This window comes from Streptomyces sp. NPDC003300, assembly GCF_040610915.1.
In the GTDB taxonomy this organism is placed as follows: domain Bacteria; phylum Actinomycetota; class Actinomycetes; order Streptomycetales; family Streptomycetaceae; genus Actinacidiphila.
Genome location: NZ_JBEXNE010000005.1, coordinates 22,396 through 49,347, shown reverse-complemented (window position 1 = coordinate 49,347; position 26,952 = coordinate 22,396). Strand labels below are relative to the sequence as shown.

At 72.7% G+C, this 26,952-nt stretch carries 17 protein-coding genes and 2 pseudogenes; 12 read left to right on the top strand and 7 right to left on the bottom strand.

The genetic code is table 11. From position 1 onward, the window contains the following. Nucleotides 1-27: 27 nt before the first annotated feature. Nucleotides 28-3,255: a family 78 glycoside hydrolase catalytic domain gene (locus ABZX65_RS09235; protein ID WP_355336473.1), complete on the top strand. Its 3,228-nt coding sequence runs from the start codon at nucleotides 28-30 to the stop codon at nucleotides 3,253-3,255. Nucleotides 3,256-3,799: 544 nt separating this feature from the next. On the opposite strand, the gene ABZX65_RS09230 is transcribed toward ABZX65_RS09235, so the two are convergent. After that, nucleotides 3,800-4,165: a hypothetical protein gene (locus ABZX65_RS09230; protein WP_355336472.1), complete on the bottom strand. Its 366-nt coding sequence runs from the start codon at nucleotides 4,163-4,165 to the stop codon at nucleotides 3,800-3,802. Nucleotides 4,166-4,307: 142 nt separating this feature from the next. Between ABZX65_RS09230 and ABZX65_RS09225 the strand changes: the two genes are divergently transcribed. From ABZX65_RS09225 to ABZX65_RS09215, 3 genes are read left to right on the top strand one after another with little or no spacing between them, the layout of a single operon-like run. Then, nucleotides 4,308-4,709, top strand: coding sequence for a hypothetical protein (locus ABZX65_RS09225; protein WP_355336471.1), 402 nt, complete (start codon nucleotides 4,308-4,310; stop codon nucleotides 4,707-4,709). After that, nucleotides 4,706-5,803 carry a hypothetical protein gene (locus tag ABZX65_RS09220; protein WP_355336470.1) on the top strand — a complete coding sequence of 366 codons (1,098 nt, stop codon included), beginning with the start codon at nucleotides 4,706-4,708 and terminating at the stop codon, nucleotides 5,801-5,803. The genes ABZX65_RS09225 and ABZX65_RS09220 overlap by 4 nt, the downstream gene beginning before the upstream one ends. Before the next feature lie 37 nt (nucleotides 5,804-5,840). Beyond that, nucleotides 5,841-6,221 carry a roadblock/LC7 domain-containing protein gene (locus ABZX65_RS09215; RefSeq protein ID WP_355336469.1) on the top strand — a complete coding sequence of 127 codons (381 nt, stop codon included), beginning with the start codon at nucleotides 5,841-5,843 and terminating at the stop codon, nucleotides 6,219-6,221. A 316-nt stretch (nucleotides 6,222-6,537) separates the two neighbouring features. Here ABZX65_RS09215 and ABZX65_RS09210 read toward each other — a convergent pair whose 3' ends face one another. Beyond that, nucleotides 6,538-8,004, bottom strand: a complete 1,467-nt coding sequence (locus ABZX65_RS09210) for a macro domain-containing protein (RefSeq protein ID WP_355336468.1) — start codon at nucleotides 8,002-8,004, stop codon at nucleotides 6,538-6,540. 322 nt (nucleotides 8,005-8,326) lie between these two features. On the opposite strand from ABZX65_RS09210, the gene ABZX65_RS09205 reads away from it, so the two are divergent. Next, complete coding sequence (locus tag ABZX65_RS09205) at nucleotides 8,327-9,157, top strand: macro domain-containing protein (protein WP_355336467.1); 831 nt, start codon at nucleotides 8,327-8,329, stop codon at nucleotides 9,155-9,157. A gap of 110 nt (nucleotides 9,158-9,267) precedes the next feature. On the opposite strand, the gene ABZX65_RS09200 is transcribed toward ABZX65_RS09205, so the two are convergent. From ABZX65_RS09200 to ABZX65_RS09190, 3 genes are read right to left on the bottom strand one after another with little or no spacing between them, the layout of a single operon-like run. Beyond that, nucleotides 9,268-9,969, bottom strand: a complete 702-nt coding sequence (locus ABZX65_RS09200) for a nucleotide-binding protein (protein WP_355336466.1) — start codon at nucleotides 9,967-9,969, stop codon at nucleotides 9,268-9,270. 5 nt (nucleotides 9,970-9,974) lie between these two features. After that, entirely contained in the window at nucleotides 9,975-11,594 is a 1,620-nt protein-coding gene (locus ABZX65_RS09195) for a hypothetical protein (RefSeq protein WP_355336465.1), read from the bottom strand. A 6-nt stretch (nucleotides 11,595-11,600) separates the two neighbouring features. Then, complete coding sequence (locus tag ABZX65_RS09190; protein WP_355336464.1) at nucleotides 11,601-12,026, bottom strand: hypothetical protein; 426 nt, start codon at nucleotides 12,024-12,026, stop codon at nucleotides 11,601-11,603. On the opposite strand from ABZX65_RS09190, the pseudogene ABZX65_RS09185 reads away from it, so the two are divergent. Further along, nucleotides 11,948-12,508: pseudogene (locus ABZX65_RS09185) on the top strand (isocitrate lyase/phosphoenolpyruvate mutase family protein); the annotation flags it as partial. The gene ABZX65_RS09190 and the pseudogene ABZX65_RS09185 sit on opposite strands and share 79 nt — an antisense overlap. A 195-nt stretch (nucleotides 12,509-12,703) precedes the next feature. Here the strand turns inward: ABZX65_RS09185 and ABZX65_RS09180 are convergent. Continuing rightward, a pseudogene (locus ABZX65_RS09180) lies at nucleotides 12,704-13,606 on the bottom strand (LysR family transcriptional regulator); the annotation flags it as partial. Between the two features lie 159 nt (nucleotides 13,607-13,765). Between ABZX65_RS09180 and ABZX65_RS09175 the strand changes: the two are divergent. Continuing rightward, nucleotides 13,766-14,851 (top strand): M20 family metallopeptidase, encoded by a 1,086-nt coding sequence (locus ABZX65_RS09175; protein ID WP_355336746.1) that lies wholly within the window; start codon nucleotides 13,766-13,768, stop codon nucleotides 14,849-14,851. Nucleotides 14,852-14,934: 83 nt separating this feature from the next. On the opposite strand, the gene ABZX65_RS09170 is transcribed toward ABZX65_RS09175, so the two are convergent. Then, nucleotides 14,935-15,516, bottom strand: coding sequence for a tetratricopeptide repeat protein (locus ABZX65_RS09170; protein WP_355336463.1), 582 nt, complete (start codon nucleotides 15,514-15,516; stop codon nucleotides 14,935-14,937). Nucleotides 15,517-15,618: 102 nt separating this feature from the next. Between ABZX65_RS09170 and ABZX65_RS09165 the strand changes: the two genes are divergently transcribed. The 5 genes from ABZX65_RS09165 to ABZX65_RS09145 all read left to right on the top strand — a co-directional run bounded on the left by ABZX65_RS09165 (nucleotide 15,619) and on the right by ABZX65_RS09145 (nucleotide 26,935). Further along, on the top strand, nucleotides 15,619-16,236 hold the full coding sequence (locus tag ABZX65_RS09165) for a hypothetical protein (protein ID WP_355336462.1): 618 nt from the start codon (nucleotides 15,619-15,621) through the stop codon (nucleotides 16,234-16,236). Further along, nucleotides 16,233-20,270, top strand: a complete 4,038-nt coding sequence (locus tag ABZX65_RS09160) for a tetratricopeptide repeat protein (protein WP_355336461.1) — start codon at nucleotides 16,233-16,235, stop codon at nucleotides 20,268-20,270. Before ABZX65_RS09165 ends, ABZX65_RS09160 begins: the two co-directional genes overlap by 4 nt. Before the next feature lie 143 nt (nucleotides 20,271-20,413). Beyond that, entirely contained in the window at nucleotides 20,414-20,983 is a 570-nt protein-coding gene (locus ABZX65_RS09155; RefSeq protein ID WP_355336745.1) for a DinB family protein, read from the top strand. A gap of 211 nt (nucleotides 20,984-21,194) precedes the next feature. Further along, complete coding sequence (pepN, locus tag ABZX65_RS09150) at nucleotides 21,195-23,798, top strand: aminopeptidase N (protein ID WP_355336460.1); 2,604 nt, start codon at nucleotides 21,195-21,197, stop codon at nucleotides 23,796-23,798. A 434-nt stretch (nucleotides 23,799-24,232) separates the two neighbouring features. Beyond that, the gene (locus ABZX65_RS09145) at nucleotides 24,233-26,935 is read left to right on the top strand and encodes a PA14 domain-containing protein (RefSeq protein ID WP_355336459.1); all 2,703 of its coding nucleotides are present in this window, start codon (nucleotides 24,233-24,235) and stop codon (nucleotides 26,933-26,935) included. Nucleotides 26,936-26,952: the final 17 nt, after the last annotated feature.

Sequence of the window (26,952 nt, the reverse complement as noted above, 5' to 3'; positions counted from 1 at the left end):
CGAAGCAGAGATGCAGAGGAGACCCCGGTGATCGTGCGTGTGGTGACGGCGGTGCTGAGCTTGGTGGTCGTGGGGGTGGCGCCCGCGCAGGCCGGTGGGGCCGGGCACGGCGGCGCGGGCGGCGGGGTGCGGGCCGGGAAGTTGACGGTGGAGCATCAGACCGAGCCGCTCGGGGTGGACGAGGCCAAGCCGCGGCTCGGGTGGACGCTGAGCGCGAGCGGCGACGCGCACGGCGCCAGGCAGACGGCGTACGAGATCGCGGTGTCGAGCACGCGCGACGGCCGCGCGGATGTGTGGGACAGCGGCGACGTGCGCTCGGCGCAGTCCTTCGATGTCGAGTACGCGGGACGGCAACTGCGGTCGCAGACGCGGTACTTCTGGCGCGTGCGGGTCTGGGACGGCGCGCACAAGGTGTCGCGGTGGAGCCAACCGGCCTCGTTCGAGACGGCGTTCCTCAATCCGGGCCAGTTCAAGGGCGGTTGGATCGGCTCGCCGACGAAACCGGCGACCACGACGCTCACCGGCGCGGACTGGATCTGGTACCCGGAGGGCAAACCGGCCGACTCGGCGCCCGCGGCCACGCGGTACTTCCGCCGCACCGTCGACCTCCCCGCCAACGCCGCCGTCACGGCGGCCCCGTTCGAGCTGACGGCCGACGACAGCTTCGTCCTCTACGTCAACGGCAAGGAGATCGCGCGCTCGCCGCAGGTCAGCAACTCCTGGAGCACGGCCACCGTCACGGACATCGCGGCCGACCTGCGGCCCGGCCGTAACGTCATCGCGGTCCAGGCCGTCAACACCTTCCCCGGCCCGGCCGGGGTGATCGGCACGCTGCACATCGACGGCTCGGCGGGCGTCCCGCCCGACCTCGTCACCGACGCCGCCTGGAAGGCGAGCGACACCGCGCCGACCGGCTGGCAGCAGCCGGACTTCGACGACGCGGCCTGGCCCGCGGCCCTGGAGGCCGCGCATTACGGCGACGCGCCCTGGTACAGCTCGGTCAGCGTCCCGAGCCCGCCCGAGCCGCTGCTGCGCAAGGACTTCACCACCGGCGGCGCGAAGGGCAAGGCCCAGCGCCCCAAGAAGGTCGCGTCCGCCCGCGCCTACGTCGCCGGGCTCGGCTACTACAAGCTCTACCTCAACGGACAGCGCGTCGGCGACCACGAACTCGACCCGGCCTTCACCGTCTACGACAAGACGGTGCTGTACGCGACGTACGACGTCACCAAGTCCCTCCGCAGCGGCGGCAACACGCTCGGCGTGAGCCTCGGCCGCGGGTACTACGCGATGACGAACCCCGACGAGTGGAACGCCTCGCCCTGGCACAGCGAGCCGAAGCTGAAGCTCGAACTCGACATCACCTACACCGACGGCAGCACCCAACAGGTGACCAGCGACGGCAGTTGGCAGGCCGCCGACGGCCCGACGCGCACCGAATCCGTCCTGTACGGCGAGACGTACGACGCGCGGCTCGAACAACCCGGCTGGAACAAACCGGGGTTCGACGCCACCGCCTGGAAGCCCGCGCTCCCCGTCACCGCCCCGGGCGGCACCCTCCGCGCGCAGGCGTTCCCGCCGATCAAGGTGACCGGCACCCTCCCGGTCAAGCAGGTCACCACGCCCAGGAGCGACGCGACGAGCACCGTCAAGGTGTACGACTTCGCCTCGCCCACGGCGGGTTGGGCGGATACCGCGCTCCGCGGCCCCGCCGGCTCCGTCGTCACGATCACGTACGGCGAGAAGCTGCTCGCCGACGGCACGGTCGACAACGCCGGGCTCGAGACGTACACGTACACGCTCAAGGGCGCGGCGAGCGGCGAGAGTTACCGCCCCAGCTACAGCTACGACGGATTCCGCTACGTACAGGTCGCCGCGCCCGCGGGCGTCACCGTCACCTCCGTCAAGGGCGAGCGGGTGCACACGGCGGTCACCGCCACCGGCGACTTCAGCAGTTCGAACGACCTGCTCAACCGCTTCCAGGACGCCCAGGCGAACACGACGCTGAACAACCTGCACTCGATCCCGACCGACACCCCGATGTACGAGAAGCGGCCGTACGACGCGGACGCGCACCTCACCGCCGACTCCGCCATCGCCAACTTCGACATGGAGAACTTCTACGAGAACTGGATGCGCGCCCACCGCGACGACCAGAACGCGGACGGCACGCTCGGCCACACCGTGCCCGGCACCGTCGGCGCCAAGGGCGTGAACGACCCGGTCTGGTCGGCGAGTTTCGTGCTGATCAACTGGGATCTGTACTGGTACTACGGCGACATCCGGCCGCTGGCGGACAACTACGCCGCGATGAAGCTGTGGCTCGACCACTACGAGCAGACCATCGCGAAGACGGGCAACGTCTACACCGGCTTCAGCTACGGCGACTGGGTTGCGCCCGGCGCCGCGTTCCCGCCGGAGGGCACCCGGCTCTCGGGCACCGCGTACATCCACCAGACGGCCACCATGATGGCCAGGATCGCACGCGCCCTCGGACACGGCGCCGACGCCGCGCACTTCGACGCCTTCGCGACGACGACGGCGAACGCCATCAACGCGAACTTCTACGACGCCAAGGCGAAGGCGTACTACGACAACAAGGACGCGGGCTACCGGCAGACGTCCAACCTGCTGCCACTCAGCCTCGGCATCGTCCCCGCGTCCGAGCGCGCGGCCGTCGTCGCCAACCTCACGAACGACATCAGGACCCGTGGCCGCCACCTCAACACCGGTGCGCTCGGAACCAAGTTGATCCTCCCCGTCCTCACCGACACCGGCAACGGCGACCTCGCCTACGACGTCGCCACCAACCCCACCTACCCCGGCTGGGGTTACTGGTTCCAGGGCCTCGGCGCCACGACCATGTGGGAGGAGTGGCAGGACACGTCACGCTCCCACGACCACGCCTTCCTCGGCACGGTCGACGACTGGCTCTACCAGCGCGTCGCGGGCATCGAGCCCGCCGCGCCCGGCTACACCCGGATCACGATCCGGCCCCACCCGGTCGGCGACCTCACCGAAGCCTCCGCCCACGTCGAGTCCCCGCTCGGCCGCGTGGCCTCCTCCTGGACCCTCGACCACGGCCGCTTCACGCTCCGCGCCACCGTCCCCGTGGGCGCCACGGCCCAGATCCTGGTCCCGGCCCGCACCCGCGCCGCGGTCCACGCCCCCTCCGACGCCCGATTCACCGGCCTGAAGGACGGCTACGCCGCCTACGAGGTCGGACCCGGGGACTACGTCTTCCGCGTCGCCGGCTGACGGCGGAGCGGCGGGGCGGCGCGACTGCGGGGCGGCGCGACTGCGGGGCGGCGCGACGGCGGGGCGGCGCGACGGCGGAGCGGCCCGGCGGCACCGGCTTGCCGCCGAGGCGGCGATATCCGGCCACGGCGGCAGGGGCCGGTGAGGGGGCCGCGCGAGGTGGTTCCCGTGGGGAAAGTGGGGCCAGGGCCGGGGGCGGGAGAAATGGATTTCCCGTGCGTGGCGGGGCGCCGCCCTACATGTGTATGCGGCATGGCGCATGCCAAAACACCGTCCCGCGGAATCTGTCGACCGTGTGACGGGCGGGGTGGATGTTTTGGCTGAGGCCGGTTGGGGCCCGTTGGGGCCGGGCTGAGGGAAAAGGGAATTCGGCGGGCGGAAATTCACCGACGGGCAAATTCCGTCCGCATATTCCGTCCGGCAGGGCCGGGGGTGCCGGGGGTGCCGGTGGACCCCGGGGAGCCGGTGGACCCGACGCGGCGGATGGAGCAGATGGAGCAGATGGAGCAGGTGGAACGGATGGGGCGGGTGGAGCCGGTGGGGCTCAGACCTCCAGGCCGTTCTCGACCTGCTTGAGCACGTGCCGCGCCAGGGCGAGGTTGGCCCGGCTCCGGTCGAGCGCGAGGTAGAGGAAGAGCGAGCCGGTGCTGCTGCCGAGCAGGCGGATCAGGTGGTACTGGGTGCCCAGCGTGATGAGGATGTCCTCGATCGTGTCGTCGATGGCGAGCATCGACAGCGTGCGGACCTTGGCGCGTACGACCTCGGTGTTGCCCGCCGCCGCCACCTCCAGGTCCAGGCCCCGGCCGCCGCCGAGCGTGCCGAGCGCCATGCCGCTCTCGTAGTCGACGAGCGCGACCCCGATGGCGCCTTCGACGGACATCGCTTCTTTGAGTGCCGACTCAATGTTCACGGGAATTCCCTTGGTTGTGCAGGTCCATGGGTGTCGCGGACCGTACGGGCGAGGATCGGCGTGAGCGGAAAACAGCTATGCGCGATCACAGGTGAAAGAGTTCGGCGTTAAAGTACTCTGCCAGGTGTTCGAAAGTGAAGGGGTGCCTGTGGACGCGCTGGAGTCGGTACTCGGCGAAGTCCTTTCCGCTGCCGGGACGTCAGGGACTGCTGGGACCTCGGGTGCGTCCGGGACGTCCGGTGCGGCCCTGGTCGACGCGGTGACCGGTCTCACATACGCCGAGAGCGGGGACTGCGCGGTGGCCGGAAACGGACCTGAGGTCTGCCGTCTGCTGAGCCTCATCGAGGACGGGCTGCACGAGGCGGGAGCGGAGGGCGAGTTGGAGAGCGTGGTGGTGACCGGGCGGCGGACGTACCACGTCGTGCGGGTCGTGGCCCGGCAGGGCGACCCGGTGCTGATCTCCACGGTGCTCGACCGCGCCGACACCAATCTGGCGCTGGCCGCCCGGCACATCGCCACGGCCGCCGAGGGCCTGTTCGCATGACGGCTGACAGCGGGACCGAGCCCGACGACGTGTCCGAGCCCAAGTCCGAGCCCTGGGCAGGGTCCGAGCGGGAGATTCCGTCCCCCGCCCCCGCCCCCGCGCGCTCCGACGCCCCGGTCCTCGACCACCCCGACGCCGAGCCCGAGCCCTCGCCCGATCCCTTGCCCGACTCCGACTCCGACTCCGACCCCGAGCTGCGCGTGCCCCGGAACGTCCCCGCCCTCCTCGCCCAGCTCCGCCAGGAGCGCTTCACCGGAGCCGTCACCGTCGAAGGCGGCCCCGGTGGCACCCTCTTCCTCCGCGAAGGACTGGTCGGCGCCGTCGAGACACCCGCCGCCCCCTCCGCCCGCTCGCTGCTGTTGAAGTCCGGGCGGATCGACGAGCGGGAGTGGGAGGCCGCGCTGGCCGCGCTCCCCGAAAACGGCGAACTGGGCGCGGTGTTGACCGCGCGCGGATCGGTGACGGCGGCGGAGCTGTTCGTCGTCTGCACCGCCGCGCTCTTCGACGGCGCCTTCGCGATGGCCCTGCAACCGGTGACCGGCTGGCGCACCGACCCGGAACGCGGCCCGGGACACGGTCCCGGACGCGGCCCCGAACTGGCCGCCTGGCCCGGCCAGGAGCCCGCGCGCCTGACCGAGGAGACCGCGCTGCGACTGCGGACGCTGCGCGAAATGGTGCCGTCCGTAGGGGAGTTCGCGCGCGGTGCGGTCCGCGCGGAGGCCAGGTCCGACGCGGACCGTATCGGCGAGCGCGGCCGTACGCTGCTGCTCGCCGCCAACGGCCGCCGCACACCGCGCGATCTCGCGTTCGCGCTGGGGCGCGGGGTGTACCCGGTGATGCTCGACCTGGCCAGGATCGCGACCCGCAGGGCCGCCGCGCGCGACGACGACCCGCTCGCGCCGCGGCCGCTGCTGACCGCGCGGGCCGCCGACCGGCAGTCACCGCCGCCGCCGGGCGCCGACGACAGGCCACTTCCGCGCCGCCAGCCCGGCGGCCAACTGCCGTCCACACGACCGCCGTCGGAGCGCAAGCCGCCCGGTCACCCCCATCACTCGTCACCGAACCACCCGTCACAGAACAACCTGTTGCCGTGAGCGGGACAGCGACCGGCCTGCCCGAGGAGAGTGCACCATGACCAGTGCCGCCCCTTACGAAGCGCTCGTCGCTTCGCTCAAGTCCCTGCGTGAACGCGTGATGGGCGTCAACGAAACGGTGATCTCCACCTCGGACGGGCTGCTCGTGGCCGCCGACACCGCGACCGTGCAGCCCGAGTCGGTGGCGGCGCTCGCCGCCGCGAGCCTCGGCGTCGGCCGCCGCACGGCGGCGGAAGTCGGTCTCGGCGGGCTGCGCGACGTCGTCGTCCGCTGCAACGGCGGCTACATCGTCGTCCTGTCCGTAGGCGAGCACGCCCTGTTGGTGATCCTCGCCGACGAGGGACTCGACCTGCCGGGCCTCCACCGCGAGTCCCCGGCGACGGTCGACCACCTCGTCTCCCTCCTCAGCGCCGCCTGACGCCTTCGGCCCGGCCGACATCCCGGCCCGACACCGCCCGACACGGTCCGGACACCGGCCCCGACACCGACACGGACGCGGCCCCGACATCGCCCCGCATCGGAAGCGGGGCGGAAGCGCCCGGCGGGTACCCGCGGAAGCGCCCGCCGCGGTCGACTGAGGCGTGCGCGGCCGGCCGGGCCGACGCCTCGGGCGGGACGGGGACGGGCAGATGGGCGGGTACAGCCGGTCGTACGGTACGGGCTCGGGGACGCGTACGGTCGCGGCTACGGCTACGGCTACGGCTACGGTCGCGGCGACGACCACGCACCCGCCGTCACTCGGCCAGGTCCGCCCCCGCGAAGGGCTCCGCGATCTTCTCCGCGCGCCCCGCGACGGCCCCCTCCGCGACCCTCTCCACCACCGGCCGCCCACCCGGCTCCGCCACCGCCTCCCCGTACCGCTCCTCGAACCGCCGCTCCACCGGCGACAGATCAGTCCTGCCCAGGTCCTCGGGCCTGATGACGATCCGCAACTCCGGTGTCAACGCCGCGTATCGACGGCACGCGCCGATGAACGAGTCGACGATCAGGGCCGCGAGCTGCCCGCGGTCGAGGTCGGTGACGCGCGCGAGTCCGGAGCCGATGAGCGGGACGGCCAGCGGCTTGAACAGGCCGTGCACGGCCACCGACGCCCAGAGGCTGTCCAGGCTGGCCCGCAGGTCGTCGTGGCCGGAGTGCGCGACGAGGTCGTTGCCGATCCGCGAATACGCCGTCGCGAAGACCCGCCGTCCGTCCACCGGTACGGCGACGGTCGTGCCCACCGGGTAGCGCACGCGCCGGCCGCGCGGTTTGGCGCGGCTGCTCTCCGTCCCGACGGCGGGCACCGCGCGCAGCCCGGCCCGCAGCTTCTCGTCCAGCAGGCGGCGCTGGCCGGCGAACAGCCGGTCCACGAGCTGGCCCTGGACGCTACCGCGGCTGATGACGACGTCCTCGTCGGTCGCGGTGTCGAAGGTGTCGGTGAAGCCGACCACCAGATTGGCGTCCGTCTGGTCGAACAGGTCGCCCTGCACGAGCACGACATCCACCTGTCGGCCGGGCAACGGCACCGCGTGGCGCAGCAGTTCGGCGCCGTGCCGCGCGCGCAGGGCGGACCGCAGGGCTTCGAGCGTGCGGGCAGCGTCCGGGTCGCCGGGATGCTCGCGGGCAAACAACTCGGCCACCGGCAGGGCGAGATCGGGGCGGCCGAGTTCGGTGCGGGAGCGGACCAGACCGCGCCGGGCGGAGTCCTGGAGCGCGGTGAGCCGCCGGACGAAGTCGACGGCGAACGCCTCCCCGTTGACCTCGGCAAGCGGCCGTCCGCGCACCATGCCCAGCGCCTCGGCCAGCCGGTGTGCCGCGGTCGCGGGCGGCGCGAGCAGCGCCTCGCCGACGACCGCCGTGAACCGCGCGCTGTCCAACTCCTCCGCGCGCGGCACCAGTCGGTACGCGGTCTCCGCCCCGCCCACGGTGACCTGCTGCTCGGTCCGCAGCAGCCGGGCGGCCGTGCCGTCCTGACCCGGGTCGAGGGCGCGCCGCAACTCCAGGACACGCTTTTGCACCTCGTTGCGATTGCGCTGGGCCTGATGCCGCGGCTCGTCGGCCAGCCCCCAGACGTCGCGGCGCAGTTGACGTACGGGAACGGCCTCGCCCTCGGCGGCCACCAGCCGGACCAGCAGCCGGGTCGTGAGCGGTGTCAGCCGTACCGGAAGACCGTCGACTTCGAGCAGTACGGGCCCCAGCACATTTATCCGAACGTGCGTCATTGCTTTCCCCACCCGTTTCCGCCTCCCTCGACGCAAACCCCCGGAGGCGAATGCCAGATTATCAAGCCGCCTAGGAAAAACCATGAGTTCCGCTGATCCCACAGGCCCGGTTCCGGCCCTCCCGCCGACAGGGGTGCGGCGCAGGATGCGCGTGCGCGCGCGGTTACGCGTGCGGTTACGGCGCGGATCGCCTACCGGGCCGCGTTCCCCGTCGCTTCCCCCGCCGCGTTCTCCGTCGCGTTCTCCGTCGCGTTCCGTGTTACGGACTCGGCTCCGCGCTCGCTTACGGTTGCGTGTGGCGCGGCGCGCCCGGCAGATCTTCGTGCGCAATGCCATTGCGGCATTCGGCGGAATATCCGCGGTCCTCCAGTTCGTGGGGCAGCTCTTTCCCCAGAGCTTTCCCGATCCGGCCCCGGTGACCGCGGCATCGGTGGCGGCCTGTGTGCTGTGGGGCATCGGCAGGGCCCGGCCGGTCACGCGCGTGCGGCAGGAGTTCCGGCGCCCCGACATGACGGTGGTGGTCGAGGAGGGCGACCTGTTCGAGCAGGCCGCGCACCTCGTGATCGGCTTCACCGACACCTTCGACACCGCCCCCGAGGGCGGCCTCGTCATCAACGAGGCCAGCGTCCAGGGGCAGTTGCTCGCCCGCCGCTACGACAACGACCTCCCGCGCCTGGACGCCGAGTTGGACGCGGCCCTCGGCGCGGTGACCCCCGCCGCGCGCGAGGACCGGGCCCGCAAGCCGCTGGGCAAGCTGGACCGCTACCCGATCGGCACGGTGGCGGTCCTCGGCACCCGCCCGCGGCTGACGTTCGCGGCGGCGTACAGCCGTATCGGCAACGACTACGTGGCCGCGTCCAGCGTGGAGGACCTCTGGTTCAGCCTCAACCGGCTCTGGGACACCGTGAGTCGGTACGCGCGCCCGGAGGCGGTGGCGATGCCGCTGGTCGGTTCGGGGCTGTCCCGTCTCGACTACCTCGACCAGGACAGCCTGTTGCGGCTGATCCTGATGTCGTTCATCGCCAGGTCCCGCGAGGGCGCGGTCTGCCGTGAGCTGCGGGTGGTGGTCCGGTCCGCGGACCTGGAGCGCGTCAACATGCCGGAAGTGGCGGCCTTTCTGCGGACGTTGGCGTCGGGCGTCGACCGCGCGTAAGGCGGATGCCGGATGGCGCGTGCGGACCGTACGAGAAGGGGCGGCCGGTCTCCGGCCGCCCCCTGCTCCGTCCTGCGAGGTGATGCGGTGCGTGTCCGGCGGCCCGCGTGTCAGGCGAGCCGCCGATAGGCCGACAGATTCTCGAAGTACGACGTGTCGCGCCAGTCGGAGCGGCTGTCGTCCACCGGGCACTCGGCCACCTTCAGCCGGGCGACGACCTTCTCCAGCGACGACTGCGAGCCGTCGAAGCGGATCACGTTGAGGCCCTCGATGTCGGTGGCGTGCCGCAGCCGGCCCACCTCGACGATGACCGTGCGCGCGCGGTACGCCATCAGCACCATGCCCAACTCGATCAGCACGTTCTGCCGGGGCTGCCCGGTGTACTGCACCTCGTCCACCCGCTCGTAGTCACCGAGGAGTTCGGGGTGCAGCTTGGCGGTGTCGTCCGGGGTGAGCAGCACGAGCGCGGCCTGCGCGAGCGACGGCGCGTTCGCGATCACCTCACCGATGTAGGGCGAGGTCTTGCCGGTCGCCCGCACCAACTCCTCCCACTCCAACGGGCGCAGGTCGAGCCGCCGCAGCAGCCCGAACATCGCGAGCCGCGCCTGTTCGTCCCGGCCGTGCACGACGAAGACGTTGCGGCTGCGGAGGCCGTCGTACGGCGTCGGCGCCGGGGAGTCCGGCCGCGCGGTCCCGGTGGCGGCCGGCTCCTGCGCGGCGGCCAGAACAGGACGGTATTCGTACCCGAAGTGCTCATTTCCGGAACCGGAAACGGTCATGCGCTTGTCCTGGTGATCCATTTCGTCGCCCATGCCGCTCAATCCCCTTGGCCGTTCGCGGTTCCGCCGTTGCCCGGCGCGTACTCGTAGCCGAAATTCCTGTTGTTGTCGCCGGAGACGTGCATGCTCTTGTCCTCGTAGTTGAGGATGTTGTTCTGCGCCCTGTCGTGGTCGGTGAGATCCACATTGTGGTCGTTCAGGAACGTCCGGATGATTTCCAGCAGACGGCGCTCGACGATCTGCGTGTACTTCACGGCGTCGGACTTCTGGAAGAAGGCGTGGTAGTAGTCGTTCGTCGCCAACTCGCGCACGCTGGTCAGCGCGCCGCAGTTGACCGACTTGGTCACGTAACGCCCCAGGCGGAATTCGCTGCTGTCGACCGAGGTCACGCTCGTGCCGATCCGGATGGAACTGGGGCCGCGGCGGCCGGGCCGGACCAGGGAGCGCAGCGGCGACGGCAGGAAGCGCTCGGGCAGCAGCCGCAGCGGCGAGAGCAGCAGGCTGAACCCCCAGCGCGGCGTCGCCTTGACCATGTCCCAGGCCACCCGCGCCGCCAGCCGCCCGTCGAAGGCGTCCGGCAGCCGGTCGACCAGGTGGAAGTCCTCCACGAGCGGCCCGAGGACGTACGGGTAGAACTCGGTGTGGAGGGTGTTCCCCTTGAGGTCGAAGCCGACGAAGATCGAGGTCACCAACTCCTCGTTCCACGAGCCGATCCGCAAGCACAGGTACTCGCGCGCCGAGTCGTAGTCCTCGCGCCAGTGCAGGTCCGGCAGATCGCCGATGCCGGGCAGCCGGGACCAACCCTCGCCGCTGGTGCGGTCGTTGGTCCGGATCGCCGTGGTGAAGCGGCGCCGCTCGACGGCCAGGCCCTCGATGCGCTCGCCCGGCTTGGCGCCGTCGCGCAGTTCGGCGGCCATCCGCTCGCCGACGTATGCGGTGATCTTGTCCACGGTGAACGGCAGGAGCGGCTTGCGCTCGTCGGTGTCGAGCCCCGGCGTCGTCCCCTCGACGTCCCGCTTCCCCTCGTGGTCCCTCGACTTCAGGCGCAGCTTCCGCGCACCGATGAGGAGTTGGGCGTTCGCCCAGTCGCGCAGCGGTTCGCCCGCGCCGACGAACGGCCGGAAGCCGCCGTAGAAGACCAGGCTGTCGCTGGCGGACTGCTCCCGGTCGATCTTGCGGATCAGGGTCTCGGTCAGGCGCGCGTTCGCCGGGTACGCCCCGTCGAAACCGCCGTCGGTGCCGGTCTCCTTCAGACGCGTCATCAGGATGTTCAGGGTCACGATCCGTCGCAGGTACGCCAGCGCCCACAGCGCCCAGAACACCAGCAGGACGGCGATGACGGGATTGACCGCGCCGCTCGCGGTCAGGATCAGCGCGGCGACGACCGATCCGGCGCCCAACCACCGTTGCAGACGCCGCAGTCGGCGGGCGGCGAGGGCGTGCGCGAGGACGGACACGTTGTCGTAGCCGTAGGACGGCGCGACCACGCGGAAGCGGTTGCGCAACAACTCCCTGATGACGGTGCCGCGGTAGACGGGGTCGAGGTACGTGCCCGCCGACAGCAGACGGGTCGCCTTCGTACGGGCGTACGCGCGGGACACCGGCGGCGCCTGCGGGGGCTCGGCGGTGTGCGGGAGCACGGTCCGGGTGACGGTCATGGCGGCTCAGCGCTCCGCTCTCAACAGGTCGTCGGCGGCGGGGCGGTGCGCGGGCGCGCCGTGGGCGGAGCTGACGCCGGTGCGCGCACCGGAGGTGAGGCCGCTCGTCGGGTGCAGCGCCGAGCCGGCGACGAGGGCGATCAGCGCGATCAGCAGCAGGGGCGCGGCGGCGACGACCAGCCCCCACCCGCGCGCGGGCCCGGCGCTCGGTATCAGGCCCACGTGCCGGTACGGCGTCGGACCGGGCGCGGACACGTACGGGGGGAACTGCGCCGGTACGGAGGCCGGTTCGGAGGCCCGTACGGGTACGGGTACCGACGGCGGTGTGGACGGCGGTGTGGACGGCGGCGCCGATGGCGGCACCGGCAGGTCGGCGGATCTGGGATACGGGTACGGATTCGGGTCGGGGGACGGGAGGCCGGGGTCGCTCATGGACCACTCCAACGGTCGGTGCGGTGTGCGCCCGATCCCGCTCGGCACGCTGGCGTACGCGCCTGCGCGGAAGCGCTGTTGACACCTCAGATGCGACCAGTGCCGCCGCTTCCCCGGCCAGAACCGGACCGCTTCCGATCCGCTTCCGCCGCCCGCTCCGGCTGGACGCCGCCCGTTCCGGCTGGACGCCGCCCGTTCCGGCTGGACGTCAGCCGTTCCGCCCGGACGCGGCCCGTTCCGGGGCGCGTGGCAGCGTGTCCGGATGTGGCCGGAGCCGTCGGCGTCCACCTGGAGGACTCCCTCGCGCCGGGCGGCGTACGCCGAAGCCCGGCACCGACAGCATCTTCGTCCCCGGCCTCGTCGACCTGCCCGCCGTGGTGGCCCTCGTCCGCGACAGCCCGCTGCCCGTCTACGTCATGGCCGGTCCCGGCTCGCCGTCAGTGGCCGACTTCTCCGCCGTCGGCGTCCGTCGGATCAGCGTCGGCACCGCCCTGGCCCAGGCCGCCTACGGTGCCGCCCGGCGAGCCGCCGCTGAACTGCTCAGCGAGGGAACGTACTTCGGGATGGCGCACGGCCTGGACTTCGGCGCGCTCAACGCCGCCGTCAGCAGGGCTGCGGGGAGCGGGCGTTCGTACTCGGCCCGGTCCGCCCGTCCGGGTCGCGGGGCGGGCCGCCGCCCGGAGGAGGTCCGCAAGGAGCCGGGCCGAGGGGAGGGGGGACGGGGGAAGCGCGGTGTGGACGGTGCGGCGGGGGAACGGGGGCGCCAGGGGGCGGAGGGCGAGGTCGGGCGGGACGGCCCACAGCGCGAGGGAGGGCACGAGGGCGACGCCGAGCCCGGCGGCGACGTAGCCGAATTTCCCGCTCCACTCGGCGACGCGGATCAGCTTGCGCGGCGCGAAGCCCGCCTGCGCGCAGGCGTCGAGCAGGAGGGCCGGGTGCCCTCCTGCGGGCGCGTCCTGAATCCAGGACTCGTCGCGCAGGTCGCCGAGGTGGACCGCATTCGCGCTTGCGGCCAGCCGGTGGTCGCGCGGCAGACCCACGTACAGCTCGTCCGCCAGCAGCGCGTCCGTCGTGACGCCCTCGGCCGACGGCAGGCCCGACGGGTAGTCGCTGACCACGGCGATGTCGAGCGCGCCGTCCGCGAGGCGCTGGACCAGCGCGTCGCTGCGGCCCTCGACCGCGACGACCTCGACGTCGGGACGCGCGCGGGTGAAGGCACGCAGCGCGGCCGGTACGAGGGCGATGTTCGCGGTGGCGAAGGCGCCGACGCGCAGGGTGCCGCCCCGGCCCGCGTGGATGGCGGCCAACTCGGCTTCCGCGCGGGCCAGTCGGTCCAGCACCTCGGTGGCGTGCCGGTGCAGGGCCGCTCCTGCGGGCGTCAGCCGTACGCCTCGCGGCAGGCGGACGAACAGCGGTCCGCCCGCCTGCCGTTCGAGCGCGGCGACGCGGCGGGAGACGGCGGACTGCGTGTAGGCGAGCCGCTGCGCGGCGGCGGTGAAGGAGCCGGTGTCCGCGACGGCGAGCAGCAGCCGCAGCGCGTCCGTACCGAAGGTGTCGCGCACGCCATTCCCTCTCTGCATGGGTCACATGAAATGTAGTCGCTGGTGGAATGGGGCGGGGGTTCCTACCGTCGAAGGGACCGAACGGGGCCTGGTCCGACCGGACCTGAGCCCGTTCCCTCTGACGCGGGAGTCGCCATGGCGCAGCCGAATTCCGAACCCCCTTTCTCCTTGCGGGAGATGCTGTCCGACCTTGAGGAGCTGGTCGTCTGCGAGTCCTTCTCCGCCGACCACGTCGCACTCGCGCGCAGCGCCGACGTGGTCGGCGCGTTGGGCGCCCGCCTGCTCGGCACCGCGCCGGAGACGATCGTGAGCGACGGCGTACCGCACCTGCGGTGGGCCTTCGGCACTCCGCGCGTCCTGCTCGTCGGGCACCACGACACCGTCTGGCCGGCCGGCACGCTCGCCACCCACCCCTGGTCGGTGACGGACGGGATCGCGCGCGGCCCCGGCGTCCTGGACATGAAGGCCGGGCTGGTGCAGATGTTCCACGCGCTCGCCTCGCTGCCGTCCCTCGACGGCGTCTGCGTGCTGGTCAACGGTGACGAGGAGGTCGGCTCCCCGACCTCCCGCGCGCTGATCGAGGAGACCGCGCGGGGGTGCGCGGCGGCCTTCGTCCTCGAGGCGTCGGCGGACGGGACCGGCGCGCTCAAGACGGCGCGCAAAGGGACGTCACGCTACGAGGTGGTGGTGCACGGCCGCGCCGCGCACGCGGGACTGGAGCCGGAGAAGGGGGTCAACGCGGCGGTCGAGGCCGCTCACCAGGTGCTGGAGCTGGCCGAATTGGCGTCGCGGGAATCGGAGTTGGGCACATCGACCATCACCCCCACCCTGCTGTCGGCGGGCAGCACCCGCAACACCGTTCCGGCCCAGGCCGTCGTCTCCGTCGACGTCCGCGCGCCGACGCGTGCCGCGCAGGACCGTATCGACGTCCTCATGCGCGGCCTCACCGCCCGCACCCCCGGCGCCCGGCTCTCCCTTCGCGGCGGCCCCCGCCGCCCCCCGATGGAACCCGCCTCCTCCGCCGACCTCTTCGCGCTCGCCGCCGCCCTCACCGCCGCCTCGGGCCGCCCCCCATTGCGCGGCCTCCCCGTCGGCGGCGCCTCAGACGGCAACTACACGGCCGCCGTCGGCTGCCCCACGCTCGACGGTCTGGGCGCCGTCGGCACCGGCGCCCACGCCCCCACCGAACACGTCCTCACCTCCGAACTCATCCCCCGCACCCGCCTCCTCGCCGCCCTCGTCACCCGCACCCTCCACCCCTGACCCCGGCGCCGCCGTCCCGCGCGGCCTCCACGGACGGCACACCGCCCCCCGCCCGGCTGCTCTCGGTTCGCGCGGGGAGGCTGCTACCAACTGCCCGCGTTGCGTTGGGCGATCGCCAGATTGCGGGCGATGTCCTCGCGGAGCGGATGGCTCGGTGGGAGGCGTTGGGCGGAGGCGTGGGCTCGGCGGAGGAGGGTGAGGCCGTCGGAGCGGGCACCGGCGGTGAAGAGCGTGGCGCCGAGGGTGTTGGCGGTGGTCAGGGTGTCCTCGTGGGCGTCGCCGAGGCGGCGGACGCGGCGCTGGAGGGTGTCGTCGAGGACGGATACGGCGTCGGAGGTGCGGCCCTGGACGGCCAGGGCCGCACCGTAGTTGTGGGCGTAACCGAGCGTGGCGGGGTCGTCGGACCCGAGGACGCGGGCGGCGCGGGCCATGGCCTCGCCGTGCAGGGCGGCGGAGGCGCCGAGCTTGCCCTGCTGGTAGAGGACGGAGCCGAGCAGATTGCGGAGGCCGATCGACTCGCGGTGGTCGCCGCCGAAGGCGTCGTCGCAGTCGGGCATGAGGCTGCGGAGCAGGGCTTCGGCCTCTTCGAGGGCGCCCTCGTCGAACAGGGCGCGGGCCGTACGGACCTGCCGGTGCAGCCGCCTGCGGGTCGAGCCGTTCCCCATGGCTGCCCCCTCCCTCGCCGCGCGGGCGTGACCAACAAGCCTAACCGCCGGGCGGTTCGGTGGCACGATGGAAGCACCTGGCCACGCCGCGGAAGGAAGCCGATGATCGAATCCCTGGCGACGCTGGCCGCAGCCGCGTCCACGACGCTGGTCGCCGCGATGGCCACGGACGCCTGGCAGACGGCGCGTACGGGAATCCTGCGGGTGCTGCGTCGCGGCAGCGAGCACGAACCGGCCGCGCTGGCAGCGCAGTTGGACAGCGAGGCCGCGCTGGTGGTGGCGGCGGACGACGCGGGGGCGGCCAGGGAGAGCTTGCAGCCGGGCTGGCGGCTGCGCCTGGAGCAGTTCCTGCGGGACAACCCCGAGGCGGCCGAGGCCATCCGGGAGTTGACGGTACGGCTGGAGGCCGAGCTGCCGGGTTCCGAGCAGCAGTGGGTGCGGTACCACCAGAACGTCGAGGCACACGACAACGCCCGCGCCTTCGGCGTCCAGAACGGCAACGTGATCATCCACGAGGCCCCGGCGGCGGGCCCTGTCACCCCGAGCACCGGCTTCGTCACCCCGAGCGCCAGCCCCGTGACTCCGAGCCCCGTAACCCCGAGCCCCGTCACCCCGAACACCGACCCCGTCACCCCGACGCCCCACGCCGACGCGCCCGACGCCCCATCGCCCGACGGCCAGGCACCCGGTGGCCGCCGCGACGGCGGACCCATGACGTGACCAGCCAGAATGTCACCGCGGTCGGCGGCTTCGCCTACGGCGCCATCGGCGCGGACATCCACGTCTTCGGCGACGGCACCCCCCTCTACCTCCTCAGGCAGTGGTCCCCGGCCCCGGAGCCCGCGGCGGAGTGGCTGGCCCAGCAGCCCAGCCGGATGCTCAACGCCCGTTACGCCGTGGCCCCTTTCACCGGCCGCGACGCCGAACTGGCCTCCCTGCACGCCTGGTGCGCGGACGGCCCGCGGCGCGCGGCCCGCTGGCTGCACGCGCCCGGCGGCCAGGGCAAGACCCGCCTCGCCCAGCAGCTCGCGGGGCAACTCGCCGAGCAGGGCTGGAAAGTGGTCACCGCGGTCGAGGGACCGGGCACCGTACTGCCGCCGCAGGGCAGCCAGGATCTGCGGCTGGACGACGCGGCGGGACTGCTGCTCCTGGTCGACTACGCCGACCGCTGGGCGCTGACCAGCCTGACGTGGCTGTTCAGCAACGCGCTGCTGCACCGGCCGGACGTGCCGACCCGCGTCCTGCTCCTGGCGCGGAGCACCGACCCCTGGCCCGCACTGCGCGCCGCCCTGAGCAATGAGCAAGTCGACGTCTCCACGCAGGCGTTGGGCCCGCTGGACATGGAGGAGGGCTTCCGGCGACGGGCCGGTGACCCGCGCCGCGACGACCGCGGCCCGATGTTCCGCGCGGCGCGCGACGGCTTCGCCGCCCGCTACGGCATCCCCCCGCCGGACCGCCAACCCGACTTACGGCCGGCCGACTTCGGCCTCACCCTCGCCGTCCACATGGCCGCGCTCGTGGCGGTGGACGCCGAGGCCACCGGCCGCCGCGCCCCGGAGGACCTGGCCGGACTGACCGTCTACCTCCTCGACCGGGAGCAGTTGGGCTGGGCGCTGCTGCACGGGACACCGGGCCGCGTCACCGTCCCGCCCGCGGTGATGAACCAGGTGGTCTTCGCCGCCTCGCTGGGCGGCGCGCAGCCCACCGCCCGCGGCACGCTCCTGGTGGACGAGTTACGCCTCGGCCACCCGCCGCCGACCGTCCTCGCCGATCACGCGGTGTGCTACCCGCCGCCCGAGGAAGCGGCCGACACCGTACTCGAACCGCTCTATCCCGACCGCCTGGCAGAGGACTTCGTCGCCCTCACGCTGCCGGGCCACCCGGCCGACTACCCCGCGCAGCCCTGGGCCCCGGAAACGGCGGCGACCGTACTGCGCCGCTGCGGCGGTCCCGCCCGGCCGGTCACGGCGCTCGCCACGGCCGCGGGCCGCTGGCCGCACGTCGGACGCACGTGCCTCTACCCGCTGTTGGCCGCCGAGCCCGCGCTGGGCGTCGCGGCCGGGGGCGCCGCGCTCACCGCCCTGGCAGGTCTGCCGGACATCGGGCCCGACCTCCTCGAAGACGTCGCCGCCGAGCTGCCGGAACCGGTGCCCGCGGACCTGACGGTGGGTCGGGCGGCGCTGCTGGTACGGCTGTTCGAGCACCGGCTGGCGGCGGCCGACGACGTGGACGCGCGAGCCGGGCTGCACGTCAACCACGGCAACAACCTGGACGACCTGGGCCGTACGGAGGAGGCGCTGCGGGCCACGCGGCGCGGCGCGGACCTCTTCGCCGAGCTGGCCGCGACCGACCCCCGGCGGTACGAGGAGCACGTCGGCCGCGCCCTGACCAATGTCGCCAACCACCTGGTCTCGCTAGGCCGGTTGGAGGAGTCGCTGAGCACCCAGCAGCGGGTCGTGGACCTCTTCGAGCGGCTGGTCGCCGAGGACCGGCCCGATGACGTGTCCGCCCCCGTGACGGACTACGTGTCCGCGTACACCCCCCACCTGGCCACCGCGCTGGCCAATCTCAGTACGCGGCTCGAGGCGGCCGGTCGCTGGGAGGACGCGTACCGCGCCAACGAGCGGGCCACGCGCACGTATCGGACCGTCGCCGCGCGCGATCCGTCGTACCGCAGGGGGCTGGCCATCGCCCTGGTCAACGGCGCGACGCTGACCTTCCGTCCCCCGGCAGGCGCCGACGCGCTGCGCGAAGGGGTCGCCCTGAGCCGGGAGTTGGTGGCCGAGGGCGAGCAGGTCGAGGACACGCCGCTCGGCAGGTCGCTGTCCCTGCTGGGACGGCAACTGACCGCCGAGGGACGGCACGACGAGGCCGTCGAGGTGGCGGAGGAGGTGGCCGCGATCAACCGCCGCCTCGCCCGGGCCAACTCCCGGCACTACGAGGAGGCTTGTGTCACCGCGCTGAGGCTGCTGCACTCCGCCCTCCTCGACGCGCGCCGCCCCCGCGAGGCCATGGAGGTGGGCGAGGAGGCGATCGCGATCCTGCGGCGGCTCGTCGAAAAGGCGCCCGCCACGTACGAGATGGAGCTGGTGGGCGCGTTGCACGCGCAGAACGACGCGCGGCGGTCGGCGGGCCTGGCGCAGGACCCGGAGGCCGACGCCCGCTCCCGGCGCGTCGAGCTGAGGGATACGTACACGGTCCCGGGCGTTACCGTCACCGTGCACGGCTGGCAGCCGGAGTTCCTGCCCCGGCCGTCCCCGCCAGCCGCCGCGCTCGGCGCGGAGGCGGCGCGGCTCGCGGACGCGCGGGACTGGCCCGCGTACTGGGAACGGATCTGCGCCGCGCCCCTGGCCGAGGCGGTACGGCTCGCGCGCCGCGTTCCCCGGCGCGGCTGGCTGCCCGCGTCCCGCTCGGACCAGGAACTGCTGGCCTGGCTGCGCGAGACCTCGCCCCGCAAGGCCGAGGCGCTGATCGCCGAGGCCGCGAAGGCCGCCACCCGCCCGCTGCCCGACGACCTGACCTTCTTCTCGCCCTCGTTCTCCGCCTTCTCCCACGGCGGCGACGTGCTGGCCCTGGTCCCGATCGACTACGTGCCGGAGCGGGGGGACGCGGAGGCGACCGAGCGGATCGAGACCCTCGACCTCGGCTCGGGCCCGAAGCACCTCGGCTCGGGCCCGAAGCACCTCGGCTCGGGACGGAAGCACCTCGGCTCGGGACGGAAGCACCTCGGCTCAGGACGGAAGCACCTCGCCTCAGGGCCGAAGCCCGGCCCGGAGGCGGGACTCGACCCCGCCCGGCGGACCGTCCTGTACGAAGGCCCCGCCTGCCACAGCACCCTGGCCTGCCTGAGCGCCACCGAGGTGATCGCGGTCCGGCGGCGGGCCGGACGCGACGCGGGCACGGAGCTCGTCCGCCACGGCCCGGACGGCACGACGGTCCTCGCGCAGGGCACCCAACTCCTGGGAACGCGGCTGGCTTCCACCGCCCGCGGCTGCGTGGCCACCCTCGCGCTCCATCCCGCGGCGCTCACGCTCGGCCCCAACGGACGGCTTGAACAGGTCAACCTGGAGGCCTGGGGCCTCGGTTACGACAACCGGATGGCGGTGACGCCCCGCGGCGACCGCCTCGTCCTGTCCGACGGCGGCCGGATCATCGCCACCGACGCCACGCTCAGCAGGGTGTTGGCCGTGGGCGCCGTACCCCGGTACCACGCGCCGGTGTCGGAGCTGGTCTTCGCCGACGACGACCTGCTCATGACGGCGGGCCACCAAGGCGGCCTGATGCTCTGGCAGTTGGACGGCACCGAGCTGACGCCGGTCGCCCACCGCGACACCGTACGGCTGTCCGGACTCTTCGCCGTGCCGCAGTGGGGCGTGGCCGGCGGCCAGGCGGGCTCCGAGGACCGCGTGCACTTCTTCGACCCGGCCGACGGTCTCGCACCGGTCGCCGCCCCGGCCGCCTTCGTCGGCGACCCCGGCCACCTCAAGGCCGTGATCACCTCACCCGGCGGGCGCCACGTCGTCTACTACGGCCAGCTCGACGTCACGGCCCCGGCGCGCCGCCGCTCCTTCGACTGGATCAGCAGGGTCCACGACCTCCAGCACCCCGGCGCGCTCCTCCAGCGCCCCCTCGCCGCCCTCGACACCCCGCAGCTCGACGTCCTCGCCCGCGCGACCGCCGCCGACCCCCGCCACCGCGACCTCCTCCGCCTCGCCCACACCCTCGGCGCCCGGCCCCGCCCCGGCATGATCTAGCGCTGAACGGGCTCTGACCAGCGCGAACACCGAACGGACGGAGACGCGTCATCGCGGACAGAAGCTGACCGCAACGGCTCCTAGGGTGGTGATCAACGGGGGACCGGGCAGCACTGCGAAGGGCGTGGATCATGAGCGAGACCATGACGGTGAACGCGGCTGAGAGCACGGCGGCGAAGGCTGCGGAGGAGGCCGCCGGGGCCGTCACCGATGAGCGGGCGGACCTGCTGGCGATGCTCGCCCAGCACCGGTACTTCCTGCGCGTCACCACGCGGGGCCTCACGGACGAGCAGGCGCGGCAGCGGACGACCGTCAGCGAGCTGTGTCTGGGCGGCCTGATCAAGCACCTGACCGGAGGCGAACGGGCCTGGACGGACTTCATCGTGGCGGGCCCGTCGGCGATCGGGGACGCGACGGCCATGACCGAGGCCGACTGGCAGCGGCGGACCGACGAATTCCGTCTGCTGCCCGGCGAGACACTGGCCGGGGTGCTGGAGGAGTACGAGGAGCAGGCCCGCATGACCGACGAACTGGTCGCGGCACTGCCCGACTTGGACGCCTCCCAACCGCTCCCGAAGGCACCCTGGTTCGAGCCGGGCGCTCTCTGGTCGGCGCGGCGGGTGCTGCTGCACCTCATCGCCGAGACCGCCCAGCACGCCGGTCACGCGGACATCATCCGCGAGTCGTTGGACGGCGCCAAGACCATGAGCTGAGCGGCGTACGCGGTACGGGGACAACGGGAGTACGGGGACAACGGGGACAACGGCAGTACGCGGACAACGGGAGTACGGGGCCGCGCGCGGTACGGGGGTTCGGGCCGTGGGGGTCTGCCTCGGGGCCGGCCGCCCCGGCTTCGCGCTCGGCGCAACCGCACCGCCCCCACATCTGTTGTCCGCCGTGCGGACCTGGGACAGCATGCCGTAGATGGGATCCCTCCTCCGCACCGAAGCCGCAGCCCGCGCCGCCCTGCTCGACGTACGGTCGTACGCCGTGGCCCTGGACGTCACGCGCGGCGACCGTCTCTTCCGCAGTACGACCACGATCCGGTTCGGCTGCGCGGAGCCGGGCGCGTCGACCTTCGTGGAGATCCAGCCGGAGACGCTGCTGCGCGCCGAGTTGAACGGCAGGCCGCTCGACCTCGCGCGACACGTCGACAACAGGCTGGAGTTGGCGGACCTGGCGGCGGACAACGAGCTGCTGGTCGAGGCCGACATGGCGTACTCGCGTACGGCGGAAGGGCTGCACCGCTTCACCGACCCGGCGGACGGTGCCGTCTACGTGTACTCGGCGTGCGCGCCCGACCTGGCCTCGAAGCTCTTCGCCTGCTTCGACCAGCCGGACCTGAAGGCGCCGTTCACCTTCACCGTGACCGCGCCCGAGGGCTGGACGGTGGTCGGCAACGGCGCGTCGTCCCCACTCGACGACGGCCGCTGGGAGATCACGCCGGTCGGCCCGATCTCCTGCTACCTGGTCGCCGTGGCCGCCGGGCCGCTGTACGCGGTCCGCGCCGAACACGACGGCATCCCGCTCGGCTTGTACGCGCGCCGCTCGCTCGCCGCCGAACTCGACCGCGAGGCACCGGACTTGTTCGCGGTGACCCGAGCGAGCTTCGACCGGCTGCACGGGCTCTTCGAGGAGCGCTACCCCTTCGGCGGCTACGACCAGGTGTTCATGCCCGAGCTCAACTGGGCCGCGATGGAGAATCCGGCCTGTGTCCTCTTCCAGGACGAGATGCTGTTCCGGTCCGCGCCGACCGACACGCAGCGCGCGCTGCGGGCCGTCGTGGTGTGCCACGAGATGTCCCACATGTGGTTCGGCAACCTCGTCACCCTGGCCTGGTGGGAGGACGTATGGCTCAATGAGTCCTTCGCCGAGGTGCTCGGCTACCGCATCGCCGCGGAGTCCACCCGCTACGACAGCGCCTGGACGCTCTTCTCCCGCCGCAAGAGCTGGGGTTACGACGCCGACGAGCGCCCCACCACCCACCCGGTCGCCGCCACCGGAGCGGAGTCCGCGGCCGAGGCGCTGTCCGCCTTCGACGGCATCTCGTACGCCAAGGGCGCCTCCGCACTGCACCAACTCGTGCACTGGATGGGCGATGAGGCGTTCTTCGCCGGGCTCAACAGGTACTTCGCCGCGCACCGTTGGGGCAACGCGAACCTCCGGGACTTCCTCGCCGCGCTCGCCCTCCCCGCCGGCCCGGCGGGCGCACAGGGACCGGACGTGTCCGGCTGGGCCGACGACTGGCTGCGGACGACCGGCGTGGACACGCTGCGCATCGAGGTCGAGGTCGAGGTCGAGGCCGAGGTCGAGGCCGAGGCCGATGTCAAAGCCGAGGTCGACGTCGAGCCTGAGGCCGAGGCCGACGTGGATACGGTGCCCGGCGCGGCGCCCGGCGTCCTGACCTCCGCCGTCCTCGTCAACGACGGCACCCGGCCGCACCGCGTACGCGTCGGCGTGTACGACCGGGACGGCGCGGCGGTCGTCCCGCGCCGACAGTTGGACGTCGAGGTCGCGCCGGGCGGCCGTACGCCGCTGTCCGAACTGGCAGGCGCCCCGCGCCCCGCCCTGCTGCTGCCCAACGACGGCGACTTCACCTGGGCGCGGCTGCGCCTGGACGCGCACTCCGCGGCCACCGTCGCCGCCTCGCTGTCGGCCGTCACGGACGAACTGGCCCGCGCGGTCCTGTGGGAACACCTCCGCGACCTGACGCGCGGCGCCGAGACATCGGCCGCCGCGTATCTGGACCTGGTCGCCGCGCACCTGCCGGGCGAGACCTCGGACTGCGTCGTCGAGGCGGTGCTGGCCTTCGCCGCCGACCACGTCATCGGCCGCTATCTCGCCCCCGCCGACCGGCCCGCCGCGCTCGCCCGGCTCGGCGACTCCGCCCGTGCCGTCCTGGCCCGCCCGGCCGCGCCCACGGGCAGGGGCCTGCGGCTGGCCGCCCTGCGCACCGCCGTCGCCACCGCGTCCGGTGGCACGCAACTCGCCGAGCTTGACGGCTGGTTGGCGGGTGACGACGTGCCGGACGGCATCGCCTTCGACGCCGATCTGCGCTGGTCGGCGCTGGCCCGGCTGGCGGCGGCCGGGGCGGCCGACGAGGAGCGGATCGCGGCCGAGCTGGCGGCCGACCCGGGCAACGTCAGCGAGGTGGGCGCGGCCCGGGCCCGCGCCGCGCTCCCGGACGACGCCGCCAAGGAACGCGCCTGGCACCTGCTCTTCGCCCCGCGCGAGCTGACCATTCATCAGCTCGTCGCGACCGCCGAGGGCTTCTGGCGCTCAGGCGCGCCGGAGGTCCAACGGGCCTACGTACAGAAGTATTTCGAGCGGCTTCCGGCGGCCGGTGAGCGCGGCGGCGCGGTGGTCCAGGCGCTGAGCCGGGCGCTGTTCCCGGTCGGTGCGGCCGACGCCGACACCGTACGCGCGGCCGAGGAATGTCTCGCCCGTACCGATCTGGTCCCGTCCATGCGCCGCCAGCTCGCCGACGGCCTGGACGACCTCCGCCGCGCCCTCGCGCACCGGGTCTGAGCGCGGCCCTGCCGAGCGCGGCCCGCCCCTGACCTGAGGGCGGCGTTCCGCTTCCCCCTTTAACGGCGCCTTTTTCTCATTTTTTCTAACGATGCAAAGAGCCGCGAGGTGCGCGGGGACGGCCTCCGGCGGGGAAGGTGCCGGGCCGGAGGACTCCGGTGCGGCCCTCGTGTGCCCGCGCGCCTTCGCAGTCCGCACCGCCCGTGCCTCCCCTGTGCCCCATGTGGTAAGCCATGCCTGGTGTGATCGGGCCGCTCGATTTTTCACAAACTTTGCGCGGAGGGTGGACGGCGCTGAAGCCTGCTGGTTTCATGCTCCCGGTCCAGGTTTCTAACGTTGGAAAGTCGGCAGGGCCCCCAAGGCGCTGTCGTGGAGCCGCACGTCCTCACCCGCTTCCTGGACGCCGAGTTCTCTTACGGAGAGGTGTATCCGCAGTGAGATCAGGCATATCCCGCACAACGAACAGCCGCCGAGCGGCGGGCACGACCGGGTCGTCCCGGCTGTCCCGGACGGCCCGGCTGACCGCACTGGTGCCGCTGATACTGGGCGCGGCGCTGCTGACCCCGGCCGCGGCGGGCGCGGCCCCGGCCGCCGCACCGGCCTCGTCCACCGCCGGGGCGTCCGCCGCTCCGGCCGACACCGCTCAAGGTCTGCGCGGCGACTACTACCTGAGTACCGACGCCACCTCGCTCGACTTCGCGCAGTACAGCAGCACCGCGGTCGAGCCGTCCTTGAACGTGCCCGACCTGATCCCCACGCTGCGCGGCTACGCGGGCTCGACGGAGAACGTCGCCGTGCACTGGACGGGCCAGCTCGACGTCCCGGCCGACGGCACGTACACCTTCTACATCAAGGGTGACAACGGCTTCCGGATGTCGCTCGACGGGTCGAGCGTGATCGACCACTGGACGACCGACTGGGACGTGCAGACGACGTCCGAGCCGGTCACCTTGACCGCCGGCGCCCATCAGTTGGCGTTCGACTACAACCAGGGCAACGGCGGCGCGTACATCAAGACGGAGTGGTCGGGTCCCGGCATCGCCCGCCAGGCGATCCCGGACGCGGCGCTGCATCTGCCGGTCGGCTACACGCCGTCCGACGTGAACGCCGTGGTCGCCCCCTCGGGGAAGACCGCCACCGTGCAGTTGGCGGGCCCGGTCACCGCGGTGCCGTCCGACATCACCAAGCACCTCGCGGTGATCGCGGGCGCGGGCCGGTGGACGCCGGGCGTCTCCGTGAACCCGGCGAACAGCTCCCAACTCCTGCTCACGGCGGGGGAGTCGGACACGCCGGTCTCCCTGCACTCCGATGTGCGGATCAGCTACGACGGCCTCGGCGGCCTGACGACGTCCGCCGGTCCCGTACCGCTCTTCTCGGGTCTGGCGACCAACAACTCCACCTGGTACTTCGCCAGCAAGTACGCCAAGGACGTCGACCCGTCCCACGTGCTCCCGGACTACCCCCGGCCGCAGTTGACGCGGGACAAGTGGCAGAACCTCAACGGGACGTGGCAGTTCCAGGGCACCTCGGAAAGCGCGCCGCTGCCCACGTCGAAGCTGAGCGGCAAGATCCTGGTGCCGTACCCGATGGAGGCGCCGCTGTCCGGCGTCGCCGAGCACCACGACTGGTCGCTGTACCAGCGCACCTTCTCCGTACCCGCCAACTGGCGGATCGGCTCGGGCCAGCGCCTGCACCTGAACTTCGGCGCGGTCGACTACGAGACGTGGGTGTACGTCAACGGCCGCCAGGTCGCCCACCACGTGGGCGGATACGAGGCGTTCACCGCCGACGTCACCGACGCGCTCACCCGCGGCGGGCCGCAGACCGTCCTGCTGAAGGTGAAGGACACCACCGACGACGGCACGCCCGTCGGCAAGCAGTCGCGCAGCCCCAGCGGCATCTGGTACACCCCGACCTCCGGAATCTGGCAGACGGTGTGGCTGGAGCCGGTGGCCGCCGCGAGCATCGACTCCCTGGTCCTGACGCCGAATGTGAAGGACGGCACGCTGTCCGTCACGGTGCGTCCCGCGGCCGGTACGTCGTCCTCCTCGCTGGTGGCCGCCGTCGCGTACGCGGGCCACAAGCCCGTCGGCGCGGCCGTCGGCCGCGCGGGCGCCGAACTGCGGCTGCGCATACCGCACCCGGAGCTGTGGAGCCCCGACCACCCGTACCTGTACAACCTCCAGGTCACGCTCACCAACGGCCGCTCGATCGACACCGTCGGCTCCTACTTCGGCATGCGGTCGATCTCGGTCGGCAAGGTCGGCGGCGTGAACAAGATCGAGCTCAACGGGAAGCCGACGTTCGTCCTGGCCACCCTCGACCAGGGGTTCTGGCCCGACGGCATCTACACCGCGCCGACCGACGCGGCCCTCAAGTCCGACCTCGAACTGCACAAGCAGCTCGGCTTCAACGCGGTGCGCAAGCACATCAAGGTCGAACCCGCCCGCTGGTACTACTGGGCGGACAAGCTCGGCCTGATGGTCTGGCAGGACATGCCGAGCCGCAACACCGGCCCGGACTCCACCCCGGCCAGCGACGCGGCCTTCACCAGCCAGGTCCACGAGATCGTCGACCAGCACATCAGCAGCCCGTCCATCGTCATCTGGACCATGACGAACGAGGGTTGGGGCGAGAAGACCAAGGAAGCCACCGGCGCCCTCGCCGACTCGGTCAAGCAACAGGACCCGAGCCGCCTGGTCGACCCCGCCTCCGGCGTCAACTGCTGCGCCTCCAAGGGTGATTCGGGCCGAGGTGACCTGATCGACTACCACCTCTACCACGGTCCCGCCTCCCCGGCCCCCGACGCCACCCGCGCCGCCGTCGACGGCGAGCACGGCGGCTACTCCCTCACCGTGCCCGGCCACATCCTCGGTGTCTCCGGCGGCCAGAACTACGGCGACGTCCCCACCATCGAGGAGCTCACCAAGGCGTACGTCGCCAACACCGCTCTTCTCGTCCCCGACGCCTCCACCGACCTCTCCGGCTCGGTGTACACCCAGATCAGCGACGTCGAGGGCGAGTTGAACGGCCTCATCACGTACGACCGCGAAGTCCTCAAGGTCCAACCGGGCCCGGTCCGCGACATCAACCGCAGGCTCATCGCCGTCGGCGCCGCGGCAGGCACCACCGGCTGACCCCGCTCCCTCCCCGA